At 45.4% G+C, this 14,382-nt stretch carries 13 protein-coding genes; 8 read left to right on the top strand and 5 right to left on the bottom strand.

Annotated elements, in window-relative coordinates:
- Positions 1-7: 7 nt before the first annotated feature.
- Positions 8-1,441: a 3-isopropylmalate dehydratase large subunit gene (gene leuC, locus AC1IR0_RS07160; protein ID WP_005245907.1), complete on the bottom strand. Its 1,434-nt coding sequence runs from the start codon at positions 1,439-1,441 to the stop codon at positions 8-10.
- Positions 1,442-1,700: 259 nt separating this feature from the next.
- Between leuC and AC1IR0_RS07155 the strand changes: the two genes are divergently transcribed.
- From AC1IR0_RS07155 to ovoA, 3 genes are all read left to right on the top strand, one after another.
- A complete protein-coding gene (locus AC1IR0_RS07155; protein ID WP_004278497.1) occupies positions 1,701-1,937 on the top strand; it encodes a DUF2061 domain-containing protein in 237 nt (78 codons plus the stop codon).
- A 192-nt stretch (positions 1,938-2,129) separates the two neighbouring features.
- On the top strand, positions 2,130-3,005 hold the full coding sequence (locus tag AC1IR0_RS07150; RefSeq protein WP_004278498.1) for a LysR family transcriptional regulator: 876 nt from the start codon (positions 2,130-2,132) through the stop codon (positions 3,003-3,005).
- Positions 3,006-3,155: 150 nt separating this feature from the next.
- Positions 3,156-5,330 carry a 5-histidylcysteine sulfoxide synthase gene (gene ovoA / locus AC1IR0_RS07145; RefSeq protein ID WP_409651792.1) on the top strand — a complete coding sequence of 725 codons (2,175 nt, stop codon included), beginning with the start codon at positions 3,156-3,158 and terminating at the stop codon, positions 5,328-5,330.
- A gap of 49 nt (positions 5,331-5,379) precedes the next feature.
- Here ovoA and AC1IR0_RS07140 read toward each other — a convergent pair whose 3' ends face one another.
- Positions 5,380-5,628 (bottom strand): DUF2789 family protein, encoded by a 249-nt coding sequence (locus tag AC1IR0_RS07140; protein ID WP_004278500.1) that lies wholly within the window; start codon positions 5,626-5,628, stop codon positions 5,380-5,382.
- A gap of 161 nt (positions 5,629-5,789) precedes the next feature.
- Positions 5,790-6,440, bottom strand: coding sequence for an HAD family hydrolase (locus AC1IR0_RS07135; protein WP_129716837.1), 651 nt, complete (start codon positions 6,438-6,440; stop codon positions 5,790-5,792).
- Between the two features lie 182 nt (positions 6,441-6,622).
- On the opposite strand from AC1IR0_RS07135, the gene AC1IR0_RS07130 reads away from it, so the two are divergent.
- The 3 genes from AC1IR0_RS07130 (at position 6,623) to AC1IR0_RS07120 (ending at position 10,035) form a co-directional block, all read left to right on the top strand.
- Positions 6,623-7,105, top strand: a complete 483-nt coding sequence (locus AC1IR0_RS07130) for an RNA pyrophosphohydrolase (RefSeq protein WP_004278502.1) — start codon at positions 6,623-6,625, stop codon at positions 7,103-7,105.
- An 89-nt stretch (positions 7,106-7,194) separates the two neighbouring features.
- Positions 7,195-9,492, top strand: coding sequence for a phosphoenolpyruvate--protein phosphotransferase (gene ptsP, locus AC1IR0_RS07125; RefSeq protein WP_409665875.1), 2,298 nt, complete (start codon positions 7,195-7,197; stop codon positions 9,490-9,492).
- Between the two features lie 42 nt (positions 9,493-9,534).
- Positions 9,535-10,035, top strand: a complete 501-nt coding sequence (locus AC1IR0_RS07120) for a hypothetical protein (protein ID WP_409651784.1) — start codon at positions 9,535-9,537, stop codon at positions 10,033-10,035.
- Here AC1IR0_RS07120 and AC1IR0_RS07115 read toward each other — a convergent pair.
- Entirely contained in the window at positions 10,032-10,211 is a 180-nt protein-coding gene (locus AC1IR0_RS07115; protein ID WP_004729442.1) for a DUF7230 family protein, read from the bottom strand. The two genes, AC1IR0_RS07120 and AC1IR0_RS07115, sit on opposite strands and share 4 nt — an antisense overlap.
- 619 nt (positions 10,212-10,830) lie before the next feature.
- Here AC1IR0_RS07115 and AC1IR0_RS07110 point away from each other — a divergent pair.
- Complete coding sequence (locus AC1IR0_RS07110; protein WP_409651780.1) at positions 10,831-12,351, top strand: catalase; 1,521 nt, start codon at positions 10,831-10,833, stop codon at positions 12,349-12,351.
- Between the two features lie 95 nt (positions 12,352-12,446).
- Positions 12,447-12,926 carry a thiol-disulfide oxidoreductase DCC family protein gene (locus AC1IR0_RS07105; RefSeq protein WP_409651777.1) on the top strand — a complete coding sequence of 160 codons (480 nt, stop codon included), beginning with the start codon at positions 12,447-12,449 and terminating at the stop codon, positions 12,924-12,926.
- Here AC1IR0_RS07105 and AC1IR0_RS07100 read toward each other — a convergent pair.
- On the bottom strand, positions 12,923-13,978 hold the full coding sequence (locus AC1IR0_RS07100) for an MBL fold metallo-hydrolase (RefSeq protein ID WP_004278509.1): 1,056 nt from the start codon (positions 13,976-13,978) through the stop codon (positions 12,923-12,925). The two genes, AC1IR0_RS07105 and AC1IR0_RS07100, sit on opposite strands and share 4 nt — an antisense overlap.
- Positions 13,979-14,382 lie beyond the last annotated feature (404 nt).

Here is a 14,382-nt window from a genome sequence, read left to right as displayed (position 1 = left end):
GTACCAATTAAAATGAACGAACATCAACAAAGTGACCTGCAATCGCAGCAGCGGCTGCCATGGCTGGACTTACCAGATGAGTACGACCGCCATTGCCCTGACGACCTTCAAAGTTACGGTTCGAAGTCGAGGCACAATGCTCGCCCGGCTGCAACTTGTCGGCATTCATCGCCAGACACATTGAACAACCTGGTTCACGCCATTCAAAGCCCGCTTCGACAAATACCTTGTCCAAGCCTTCCGCTTCTGCCTGAGCTTTGACCAGACCAGAACCCGGAACCACCATCGCCTGTTTGATTGAAGATGCGACCTTACGACCTTTGATCACTTCGGCTGCAGCACGGATATCTTCAATACGCGAATTGGTGCACGAACCGATAAAGACACGATCCAGTTGAATCTCAGCCAAGGCCTGACCGGCATTTAAGCCCATATATTGATAAGCACGGTTCCAGTCATTGCGTTGTACATCGTCTTTGGCTTGTTCTAAAGTTGGTACTGCTTGAGACACTGGAATGACCATCTCAGGAGAAGTTCCCCAAGACACTTGCGGCTCAATTTCTTCACCTTGCAACACGACCACCGTATCAAAATATGCACATTCATCCGAATGCAATGTATTCCAGTACGCTACCGCCTGATCCCACTGTTCCGCAGTTGGCGCATAAGGACGACCTTTAACATACTCGATGGTTTTGTCATCCACAGCAACCATACCCACGCGTGCACCGGCTTCGATCGCCATATTACACACGGTCATACGACCTTCAATCGACATGTCACGGAAGACCTGACCGCCAAATTCAATCGCGTGACCAGTACCGCCTGCGGTACCAATCTTGCCAATAATGGCTAAGACCACATCTTTCGGTGTTACGCCCTGACCTAATTTGCCGTCAACGCGTACCAACATATTTTTCATCTTCTTTTGAACCAAGCATTGAGTCGCCAATACATGTTCAACTTCGGATGTCCCGATCCCATGCGCCAAACAGCCAAAAGCACCATGTGTTGCGGTATGCGAGTCACCACATACCACGGTCATGCCTGGCAAAGTCAAGCCTTGCTCCGGCCCGACCACATGCGCGATGCCCTGACGGATATCATTAATATCAAATTCAACAATATTAAAGGTCTTGCAGTTGTCATCCAAAGTTTGTACCTGGATGCGCGAAGTCTCATCTTCAATTCCGGCAACGCCCTGCTCACGCTCTTTTTTCGAAGTCGGTACGTTATGATCCGGTGTGGCAATGTTGGCACTTAAACGCCATGGCTTGCGCCCGGCCAATTGCAAACCTTCAAAGGCCTGTGGAGAAGTCACTTCATGTAATAAGTGACGGTCGATGTACAGTAAGGCAGAACCATCATCACGTTGCGTTACTAAATGGTCGTCCCACAATTTATCATATAATGTTTTTGCTGTTTGGGTTGCGCCTGCCATGTCGATATACTCCACTGGACTGGGTAAATTCTTTCTCTGATTTTGATTATATCGCTGCAATCACATAAATCTAATTTATCATTTTTATCAGTTAAAAAACTTTTTGGAATCTTTTAAAAGCTGAATCAAATTATGCTTTAGCTCTATTTCCATAAATCTAATTTTCCGATTAATTTATAAAAAATATTCGCTTTTACAAATCAAATGAGAATTATTATTATTTCTTCATCGACAGAGATTATTTTTAAGGAACTTCGACATGGCACATATTCAACGCTTTGTAGACAACAACCAGCGCATGTTCAAAAAGACCTTCAGCTACTACATTATGCATATTACAGTAGCGATGATTGTGGGTTACTTGGTGACTGGCAGTTTGACCATGGCCATTGCCTTAAGTTTATTAGAGCCAACGGTACAAGCAGTGGCTTTCTTCTTCCACGAAAAAATCTGGGAGGGTAATAACCAACAGCAGAATGAGGACATTACCGTCTAAACTCTTCGGTCGAGGTTCCAGATGAAAGGCTGTTTTGAGAAAGGCAGTCTTTTTTAGTTTTTAAAATGCCAAGGCTTTGAAAATGTATAGTAATTCAGCACTGCAACATAGATAAGGTAATTTTATTTTGATTTATTCTTAAAATATAACAATAATAGATTTACACATAAAAATTCTTTATAGGTGATTAAGATGAATCTCGCAGCCTTTGAAGCCTTCGTGAAAGTCATGGAAACCGGTTCGATTTCTCTGGCCGCAGATCAGCTCTTCATTACCCAGCCTGCTGTCACCAAACGTATTCACAGTCTGGAAGAATACTTTGGGGTCAAGCTGTTTGAATCTGCCGGACGTGGCGTACAGGCCACCCACGCGGCACACTCCCTGTTGCCTAAAGTGAAAAACTGGCTGAATGAACTCGGGGATATTCATTATACCTTGAGCCATGAACAGGGTCAGGTACAGGGCAAACTAAAAATTGGTACCAGTCATCATATTGGCCTGCATCATCTGCCGAGTCATTTGCGCCGTTATGTTCAGGAATATCCTGACGTGACTCTGGATGTGCATTTTGTCGATTCCGAGCAGGCGCATGAACAAGTGATTGCCGGCGATCTGGAACTGGCATTTTTAACCTTGCCGCCACGGGGTGATGCGCGTCTGAATTATGTGACTATCTGGAATGATCCTCTGGTCTTTGTGGTGGCACCGTTTCATCCGCTGGCGCAGCAAAAAAATCTGTGTCTGGAAGATTTGCTCGACTATCCAAGCCTGTTGCCCTCATCACAGACCTATACCTCGCAAATTACTTTGGCCGAATTTGAAAAACAGGGTATTAAACCGAAAGTCAGTATGAGCAATAATCCGCTGGAATCAATCCGGATGCTGGTATCGATTGGCTTAGGCTGGTCGGTACTGCCAAAAACTTTGGTCAATCATGACCTTCACCAACTAGATATTAATCTGGAAATGAACCGTCGCTTGGGCATGGTCTGGCATCCGGGTCGTACTCAGTCCAAAGCGGCACAGGCTCTGGTTCAGCTCATGCAGGGTGCCTCGCTGTCTATTTAAGCTGTTCCTGAACATGCTGCATCTAAAACGGTGCAGCATTTTGTTACCTAAATACACCCCATCTGGCGATATCTTTCGAGTATTTTTAAGACAATTCCATTCTTTTGCAGTGCAGAGGAATGCTTAAAACTATTCGATGGAGCCTGACGGATGCAGCTCGATTCTCCCTTAAAATCCCACTCTCAAGATAAAACAAATACAAGCAGCCTATGGCTTTCGGCCAAACCGATGCTGCTGCCCACGCCGGCACTTGATTTTGCCGATGAACAGACTGCCCGGCACTGCCTGCGCGAATATTTCCTGAACACCTTTGACACCTATGAACAACTGTTTGAATGCCTCAAACATGAAGATGCATTTTTCATCAAGCCGATTACTTTACGTCATCCGCTAATTTTTTATTTTGCCCATACCGCCACTTTTTTTGTCAATAAACTGCTGCTCAGCAAGCTAATTAGCGAACGCGTAAATCCGCATTTTGAAAGTATCTTCGCGATCGGTGTAGACGAGATGAGCTGGGATGACCTGGATGAAGTGCACTATGACTGGCCCAGTGTGCAGGAAGTCCGTGATTATCGGCATCAGGTACGCGCCCTGATCCTGAACATCCTTGAACATGCTCCGCTAACTCTACCCTTAAACTGGCAAAACCCTTGGTGGACCATCATCATGGGCATCGAACATGAACGGATCCATCTGGAAACTTCTTCTGTGCTGATCCGCCAGCATGCTTTGGAACATGTACGCCAGCATCCACAATGGCGTGCCAATATTATTACCGGCATGGCCCCGGATAATATTTTGCTGGATGTGCCGGAAGGCAAAGTGCATTTACAGAAAGATTTTAACCATCCATTTTATGGCTGGGACAATGAATACGGCCGGCATGAAGCCGAGGTTGCAGCTTTTGCAGCCTCCAAATATCTGGTATCGAATCAGGAATTTCTGGCCTTTGTCGAAGCTGATGGCTATCAGACCGAACACTACTGGAGTGAAGAAGGTCTAGGCTGGCTGCAATTTTCACAAGCTGCTCATCCCTGTTTCTGGCGCAAAACTGAATTAGGCTGGTCACTGCGATTGATGCTAGAAGAAGTGCCGATGCCTTGGGACTGGCCGGTAGAAGTGAATTATCATGAAGCCAAGGCCTTTTGTCAGTGGAAATCGCAACAGCTTGGAAAAACCATTCGCTTGCCGACTGAAGATGAATGGTATCGCCTGTATGCCGTTTCAGACCTGGATCCAGATTTACAAAGTCCTGAACAGGCCAATATCGAGTTGAAATACGGCACCAGCTCCTGTCCGGTGGATCATTTCAAGCAGGGTGATTTTTACGATATTCAAGGCAATGTCTGGCAGTGGACTGAAACCCCGATCTATCCATTTCAGGGTTTTCAGGTGCATCCATTTTATGATGATTTCAGTACACCGACCTTTGACGGTCGCCATAACCTGATGAAAGGTGGCTCCTGGATTTCGGCGGGCAATGAAGCTTTATATAGTTCCCGCTACGCCTTCAGACGGCATTTCTTTCAGCACGCTGGTTTTCGCTACGTCGCTTCTGATCAAGCATTGCAACATTTCCCTTCGCATTATGAAAGCGACCAGCTGGTCTCCCAATATCTGGAATTCCAGTATGGTATCGAATATTTTGGTATCGCTAATTTTGCCAAAACACTGGTCGATCTGGCACAACCCTATTTTCAGCAAACGCCGTGCCATCGTGCCTTAGATATTGGCTGTGCTACCGGCCGCGCCAGCTTTGAACTGGCACGCTCTTTTGATCAGGTAACCGGTTTGGACTTTTCGGCACGCTTTATCCAGCAAGCAGTTTATTTGGCTCAAGGCAATAGGGTACGTTATCAGCTGCCGCTAGAAGGTGAATTAAGCGAAGAAAAAAGCTGTTCACTTGAAGATGTCGCTTTGGAACAGTTTGCGTCAAAAACGGAATTTTTTCAGGCCGATGCCTGCAACCTGAAAGCACATTTTAGCGACTATGATTTTATTCTGGCAGCGAACCTGATTGACCGGCTGCATCATCCGAAAGACTTTTTATTGCAGATTCATAAACGTATCAATATAGGTGGAATTTTAATGCTGAGTTCGCCCTATACCTGGCTGGAAGAACATACGGCGCGTAGCGAATGGCTGGGCGGTTTTCAGCAGGATGGGGAAAAGATCACGACTTTGGCTGGTATTTCCAACATTTTAACCCAGCACTTTGAATTGGTGACCGAACCCCAAGATGTGCCTTTTGTGATTCGAGAAACGGCCAGAAAGTATCAACACACCCTGTCACAAGTCACGATCTGGAAACGGATTCGCTAAAGGTAAGGTCATAGTCTAAAAAAGCCAATCATACGATTGGCTTTATATCTTATCCTTCACTGGTTGAATTTTCATGCAAGGATTCATTGAGTTGATCTACCACAATCGCCCATTCGCCATCAGAGGCTATTTTCTCACTTAAAAATTGACGTTGTGCCTCTGACCAATACGGCGCATCCAGTAAAGTCAGATCTTTATGCAATTGATGCTCGTGAATAAATGTTTCAATACCTTCTGCACTGGCATCCAAGCCAAGCTGTTGGAACAGATGTGTCATACGTGGTCGAACGTGAGTCATATCTCATACCTCAGAATCTACTATTGTTATCATGTCCTGTTTTTTGAGCATAGCATGTCTGATTCAGCCGGACTGTGAAAAAACATTAATATTCAAATGAGGCAAATAAAAAGCACAACCGAAGTTGTGCTGAATAAATCACATGAATGGGACTAGAATACTTAGATCGACCAGTCCTGTATTTCCCAGCCCTGTTCTTGGGCTAGACTTTCTAAGCGATCATCCGGATTGACTGCAATGGCATGATCCGCATATTCCAGCAAGAAACGGTCATTAATCGAATCTGAATAGGCCCAAGACTCGGTTACATCGCGACCTTCCAGCCATTGTTCCAGGCGCACCAGCTTCCCTTGCTGATAGCATGCGGTATTGATGACTTTACCAGTATATTTCCCATCAATGACTTCAGCATTGGTGGCAATAATTTCAGTAATTCCGAATTCACGAAAAATGGGTGCGGTAATAAAGTCTGAAGTTGCGGTAATCCCCACTAAGGCATGCCCTGCTTCACGGTGGCGCTCAATGGCTTTAAAACCTTCAGGACGCATTTGTGGACGAATGACTTTTTGCATGAACAGTTGATGTAATTCAGTCAAATAATCATTGTCATGTTTGGTCAGAAACTGGAACACAAATTCATTATAGGCATAAGGATCCAGCTGACCTTTTTTATAATCGTCATAGAACTTGTCATTCATGGCGCGATGCTGAACTGGATCGACCAGGCCCTCACTGACCAAAAACTCTCCCCAAGAATGATCCGAATCCGTGTTTAACAAGGTGTGATCGAGATCAAATAGCGCCAATTTCATGAAAATACTCGTTAAAACTGAAATTTAAGAAAAAAATTGTAAATCTATCTCCGCTAGTCGATAGAAATTCGTTAAGATCATAGCAATTTTAACATTTTTAAACTTTGCTTTTTTCGAGTTGGATAACGAAATAATGCTCCCCGATGGCAAAGGCATAAATTAAACAATTTTTAGGTAGCCAAATGATCGACTCTGAAGGTTTCCGACCGAATGTCGGGATCATTTTGGCAAACGATGCTGGACAGGTTTTATGGGCAAAACGCATTGGTCATAATGCATGGCAATTTCCACAAGGCGGGATCCAATATGGAGAAACCCCTGAGCAGGCACTCTATCGTGAGCTGAGAGAAGAAGTTGGCTTATTGCCCGAACACGTCCAGATAGTCGCGCAAACCAAAGGCTGGTTGCGCTATCGTTTGCCGCATCGATACATTCGTACGGACTCTGATCCGGTCTGTATCGGTCAAAAACAAAAGTGGTTTTTACTCAAACTCACGGCCCCCGTTCAGCATATTCAGTTGAATCTGTCTGATCCGCCCGAATTTGATCAATGGCAATGGGTCAGTTATTGGTACCCACTCGGTCAAGTCGTGAATTTCAAACGTGATGTTTACCGCAAAGCCTTGGTGGAGTTGTGTCAGCAACTGCCCCAGCAAAAACCTTAAAAAATCGCATAAATAATGCAGATTTTTTACGCGGCTATTGTTATAAATAAACTTAATCACTGAAATTCTGAATAGACGGAGCAGACCTTATGTCGAATATGCAACTGGACACCTTGAGACGTATTGTTCAGGAGATCAATGCGTCCACCAGTTTGCATGAATCGCTCGACATCATGGTCAAACATGTGGCCGAGGCCATGCAGGTTGATGTCTGCTCGATCTATCTCCTCGACGAACGCAATCAGCGTTATCTGCTCATGGCGTCTAAAGGCCTGAATGCAGAATCTGTCGGCCATGTGTCTTTGCAGACCGGCGAAGGTCTGGTGGGCCTGGTTGGACAGCGTGAGGAAATTGTCAATCTGGACAATGCCCCTAAACACGAGCGCTTCCTGTTTTTACCTGAAACCGGTGAGGAAATTTATAACTCCTTCCTCGGTGTGCCAGTGATGTATCGCCGTAAGGTGATGGGTGTGCTGGTGGTTCAGAACAAAGAATCACAGGACTTTTCTGAAGCTGCTGAATCCTTTCTGGTGACACTCTGTGCGCAGCTTTCTGGCGTCATCGCCCATGCCCATGCCGTCGGCAATATCGATGTATTCCGCAAGCCAAGCAACCTGCCCGCCTATAAAACCTTTCAGGGAGTTTCTGGCTCGGGTGGTATTGCCTTAGGTCGTGCAGTGATTCTCTATCCGCCAGCAGATCTTGCCGCAGTCCCTGACCGTGAAGCGGATGACATTAGCGAAGAACTGGAGCTATTAGATAACGCCCTGAATTCAGTCCGCGAAGAAATCCAGTCGCTAGATGACAAAATGCAGGATGCGTTGATGGCCGAGGAACGCGCACTGTTTAGCGTGTTCTTGCGTATGCTGGATGAAAATGCCCTGCCTGCAGAAATCAAGGCTTTTATTCGTGAAGGTCACTGGGCACAAGGCGCCGTGCGAATTGTCATTGACAATCATGTGGCACAATTCTCCCAGATGGAAGATGATTATTTACGTGAGCGGGTGGCGGACTTAAAAGATCTGGGCCGCCGCATTCTGGCGCGCTTACAGGAAGCCGATGCCAGTCACCGTGAACTGACCGATGAAAGTATTCTAATTGGTGAGGAAATATCGACGGCTGCACTGGTTGAACTGCCCGTGGATAAAATTGCCGCGATTGTCACCACTGAAGGTGCCATGAACTCGCATATGGTGATTGTGGCACGTGCTCTCGGTATTCCGACTGTGGTCGGTGTGACTGAGCTGCCGATCAACACCCTCGATGATCTAGAGATGATTGTCGATGCACATCAGGGCCGTGTCTTTATTAATCCGCCACGGCGCCTGCGCAGTCGCTATAAAGAAATTCAAAAAGAAGAAGAACAGATTGCCAAAGATTTGCGCCAGTACGAAACCAAAGATGCAATTACTCCGGACGGCGTCGCAGTAAAACTGTATGTCAATACCGGCCTGATGATTGATGTAGTGCGTGGCGTGCAGCGCGGTGCCAAAGGTGTCGGTTTATACCGTTCTGAAATTCCGTTTATGTTGCGTGACCGCTTCCCGGGCGAGGAAGAACAACGTGCGATTTATCGTCAGCAACTCAGTCATTTTGCCAATAAACCGGTGGTGATGCGAACGCTGGACATTGGGGCCGACAAAGACCTGCCGTATTTCTCGATTGAAGAAGAAAATTCGGCACTCGGCTGGCGCGGCATTCGTTTTACTCTGGATCATCCAGAAATTTTTTCTTCACAGATTCGCGCCATGCTCAAGGCCAGCATCGGACTGAATAACCTGCATATTCTACTGCCGATGGTGACCAGTGTCAGCGAAGTCGAAGAAGCCCTCTACCTGCTGGAACGTGATCATGCGGCGATTCAAGAAGAAGAACAGGTCAAGGTAAATAAACCAAAACTCGGCATCATGGTGGAAGTGCCGAGTGTGCTTCATCAGATTGATGAATTTTCCGAACTGGTGGATTTCTTCTCGGTCGGCTCCAACGATCTGACCCAATATCTGTTGGCCGTGGACCGTAATAATCCGCGGGTGGCCAATGTCTATTCACATTTACACCCAGCAGTACTGCGTGCCCTGACCCGTTTGGTGCAGGACTGTCATCGCAATGAAAAACCGGTCAGTATCTGCGGTGAAATGGCAGGCGATCCGCTGTCTGCAGTTTTGCTCATGGCCATGGGCTTTAACACCCTGTCGATGAGTTCCAGTAATATTTTGCGGGTACGTAAAACCATTTGTCATGTTCCGATGAGTGATGCACAGGAATTGCTGCAACATGTGTTAAAAATGGACAATCCGCTCATGGTAAAAAGCTGGTTAGAATATTATTTCAGAACCCATGGTTTAGGGGATATGGTGAAATCAGCATCACGTATGGTGAGTGCCTAATACGGGACTTTTTCCAGTCCCTCGACAGTGGTAGAGGTGGTTATGGAATTTCTGGTCATCCTGTTCATGATTGTTGCAGTGTTCTATGTAGTCATTCTTGCACCGGCCTTGGCTGCCCGCAAAGAAGCTCATAATTCCGGTTCATCTTATATACGCCCTGCCAGCAATCGAGCAACGAACTATGCCGATCGGCCTAAAATGACTCCATTATTGGGCATTGAAATTTCGGCATCGCAACGGCGGCGTTTAGGCAGAGATGACCCCTCCGTCATTGCCACCAGACTCTATCACCAGCAAAAAGATCAATTTGCCAGTTTTCAGCAGGCCAGACCACAGTCTCACTCCCCTCACCACAAAGCGCCAGTGCACAGTAGACTCAATAAATTCTTTAATGACTTAATTGCGGATAAATCGACAACGTCATCCCGGCATCCAAATCAATATTCGCAAACTCGTAACAACCGGCCTGTCGCCCCGCTCTCTCCAGTTAAAACCAATCCTAAACAGCCACCGCGTCGTCCCCAGCCACCTTACAGACCTTAAGCAGCCATTAAAAAAGGGCGATCTTCCATGGAATATCGCCCTTGTCTGTGCTTGTTGTAGCCACGTTTTGCATTTTTCTTTCGGTCTACAAAGACCTGGCTTTTGTTGACTTCATGCATGTGTTTTGCCACAAAATTGTGGATCACCACCTGCTCGGCTGTTTTTTTCTTGGCCATTTTACTCTCTATGTGATTTTGAGGAAGGAGTGAGATAATTATAGGGCCGACTGACTAATTTTCAAGCATATTTGCCAATACTTTTTTAAAAATAAAGACCATCTGGATAGGATTTTCTATATGCAAAAATGGGAGTTATAGCCAGAAAACACCCTTATTTCATTCATTATTTTTATGGGTTTCTTCAGCCCAACAAAACTCGATTAAAAAAACGTTTAAAATAAATCAGTTATAAAATATATTTTAAACAATACTATTCACTTATTATTTTTATCCTTTGATAAAAACATATTATGGACTTAGATATTGTTATTTTCGTTTAATCCCATTCATTATTTGAGTTATTCAAAATATATAGAATTTGATATTGTCAGAGAGTGGAAAACCCGTTACTTTTTAAAAGTAACCATTTAATTTTCAATATTTTAAACTTTATTAACTTTAAAAATACGTTTTGAGTGAGCTCACTCAATTATATCCTGAATTCCGTTTTGTGCTGTAACACCCTTTATTTAAAGATATTGTAAATATAGTGAAACCTGATCTGATTAGCATATATCTCAATATCTTATGAATACTAGATAAACGACACAAGATATTCAAAACTTGGAGAGGAAAGATGAGCCAAGATTTTAAAAAATGCCCTGTCACCCACCTGACCACTGAAGCTGGTGCACCTGTGGTCGACAACCAGAACAGTATGACGGCAGGTGCACGTGGACCTTTACTTGCCCAGGATTTATGGCTGAATGAAAAACTGGCCAACTTTGTCCGCGAAGTGATTCCAGAGCGTCGTATGCATGCCAAAGGTTCAGGTGCTTTCGGCACCTTTACCGTGACCAATGATATTACCCAATATAGCCGCGCTAAAATTTTCTCTGAAGTCGGCAAAAAAACCGAAATGTTTGCGCGTTTCTCAACGGTGGCAGGTGAACGTGGTGCGGCCGATGCGGAACGCGATATTCGCGGTTTTGCCTTAAAATTCTATACTGAAGAAGGCAACTGGGATCTGGTCGGCAATAACACCCCGGTGTTTTTCCTGCGGGATGCCCGCAAATTCCCTGACCTGAATAAAGCAGTCAAGCGTGACCCGAAAACCAACAAACGCAGTGCCACCAATAACTGGGATTTCTGGACACTGTTGCCTGAAGCTTTGCATCAAGTGACCATTGTCATGTCCGACCGCGGGATTCCGACCGGTTACCGTCATATGCATGGTTTTGGCAGTCACACCTTCAGTTTTATCAATGCCAAAAATGAACGCTTCTGGGTAAAATTCCATATGCGTACCCAGCAAGGCATCCAGAACCTGACCGATGCTGAAGCTGCAGACTTGATCGCCAAAGACCGTGAAAGCAGCCAGACCGACCTGTTTGATGCCATCGAACGTGGTGACTATCCAAAATGGAAAATGTACGTTCAGATCATGCCGGAACTCGAAGCTGAAACAGTGCCTTATCATCCATTTGACCTGACCAAAGTCTGGCCGAAGGGCGATTATCCACTGATTGAAGTCGGTGAATTTGAACTGAACCGCAATCCGGAAAACTATTTCCAGGATGTAGAACAAGCAGCCTTTGCACCAAGCAATCTTGTACCGGGTATCAGCTACTCACCGGACCGTATGTTACAGGCACGTTTAGTGAACTATGCCGATGCAGCGCGTTACCGTGTTGGCGTGAATCATTCACAGGTTCCGGTCAATGCTGCACGCTGTCCTGTACATTCGAACCGCCGTGATGGTCAAGGCCGCATGGATGGCAACTATGGTTCATTGCCACATTACGAGCCGAACAGTTTCAGCCAGTGGCAGGAACAACCGGAATTCAGAGAACCGCCACTGAAAATCACCGGTGATGCCGATTTCTGGGATTTCCGTGAAGATGACAATGATTACTTCAGCCAACCCCGTGCCCTGTTCAACCTGATGAATGACCAGCAGAAACAGGCTCTGTTTAATAACACGGCCGGAGCGATGGGGGATGCACTAGATTTCATCAAATACCGTCACATCCGCAACTGTTATCACTGTGATCCAGCCTACGGCGAAGGCGTAGCACAAGCACTCGGCATGACCGTAGCAGATGCCCAAGCAGCACGTGAAACCGATCCAGCCAAAGATTTGCCTAGCTTTCTCTAAGCCAGTTTAGACACGTATAAAAACCACCTTCGGGTGGTTTTTTATTGCAGCATCAAGCACTATAGAAGCAAGTCAGCACAAAAAGAAATACAACAATGCATGCGAATATTGAAGACATCATTCAACAACACGACATCGTTTTATTTGATGCTGTTTGCGTGATCTGCAATGGCTGGGCACGGTTTCTGATTCAATACGATAAGAAGATACAGTTTAAACTGGTTTCCGCCCAATCGCCTTTAGGTACGGCACTGCTCGAACGTTATCAGATGCCAACCGAACATTACACCACGATGCTCGTCATTCAAGATGGCACACTCTATACGGAATCGACTGCATTACTGAAGGCGCTGCAGCATCTTGGTTTTCCCTTTAATTTAATGAGCGCAGGTTATTTTGTTCCACGTTTTATCCGAGATTTTCTGTATCGTGTGGTCGCTTTAAATCGTTACAGGTTATTTGGCAAAACCGAGTATTGCCTGATTCCATCCAGCGAAAATAAACGCCATTTTCTGGAAGAAGCTGTCCGTATTAACCATTCAACTCATCCCACAGGAACAGCAGGAAGTGCTTAAACAATAATCCGTTTGCCTTCCCGTATGCAGTAAAATGGATTAATCAACTTGGAAGAATGCTTGATGATCTCATGCAACTCATGTTCCGGTGCATCCCGGTCTTCATCCGTGAGTTGAAAAGTACGGTAATGAATCGCCAGTGAACATTTAGCCTGCAAGTCGTGATGGGCATGGAAGGCATCTTCCGGATTCATATGGATCGCGCGCATCAGTTCACGCGGTTCATACGCTCCTATCGGGAGTAAGGCAATTCGCGGTGCACCCAGACGTTTACGAATTTCTTTAAAATGTGAGGCGTAGCCACTATCTCCGGCAAAAAAACAATGTTCCTTGCCATGTAATAAAGAAAATCCTCCCCAAAGTGCACAGTTCTGATCGCGCATGCCGCGCCCTGAGGCATGTTGAGCCGGCGTATAGACAATCCGGATCTCTTCAAAAAAGGCACTTTCCCACCAGTCCATTTCATGCACGGTATAATGTTCTGGCAAATACCAGGCATTACCCAGACCAGTATAAATAGGCATCTCAAAAGTGTTGTGCAGCCATTCCAGACTAGCCAGATCCATATGATCATAATGGTTATGGCTGAGCAGTACGGCATCAATCTGAGGTAATTCATCCAAGGCAATGCCAGCCGGAATGACCCGCTGCGGCCCTGTAGAAGCCGATGGACTGGCATATTCAGCCCAAACCGGATCGGTCAGGAAGTTATAGGGGCCGATCTGAATTAATGTGGTGGCGTGACCAATAAACCAGACTTGCCAGTCATCCAGAGCTGCATCTGGACGCTGCTGTGGCAATGCGCGTGGACGAGAAAAAAACTCGGCACGTTCCTCGTCAAGATTAACATTCCAGGTCTTGGATTTTCGGGTAATGAGCCATTTATATAAATCAAAGCGACCGCGCGATAGAGATGCATGCTCAAGATTACGAAACTGTTTTCCGTCGAAATGATCTGAATGCAGATACTCAAACACTGGCTTAGACCAGAGATGTTTCCAACTGGATTCCGTGATTAACTGGAATTTTTTAGTTTTGAGAAGATCTTGCATAAACATCCACTATTTATTATTCGCTATATGCAAGACAACAACCTCTTGAAATGGTCAAGCGGTGCATCTTTTAATGAGCATACAAACTAAAAACAGGCACACTGCAACATAGTATGAAATCCGTCACAGAAAATCATGTATGTTTTTGTTATTTTTAGCAAAAAAATGGCATTTCATCGGCCTTATGGCTGGCTGAAGCCTTGGATTATCTAGAAAAATCTCGCTCGCGCCCTTCTGTCTAAAAATACAAAATGATACTCAATATTTATAAGCCCATGCTGACAAAAGCATGTCTGCCCATTGATGATTTTATGATGAAATTCGCCATACCTCTGTATCATCACATCAATTGTGCGAGAAAGGCAAGTTGAGATCAAAATACCAACCTCAAGCGTTTTTTAGAT

The sequence above is a fragment of the Acinetobacter sp. 129952 genome, assembly GCF_056642055.1.
This window is presented reverse-complemented; position numbering and strand designations above follow the sequence as displayed.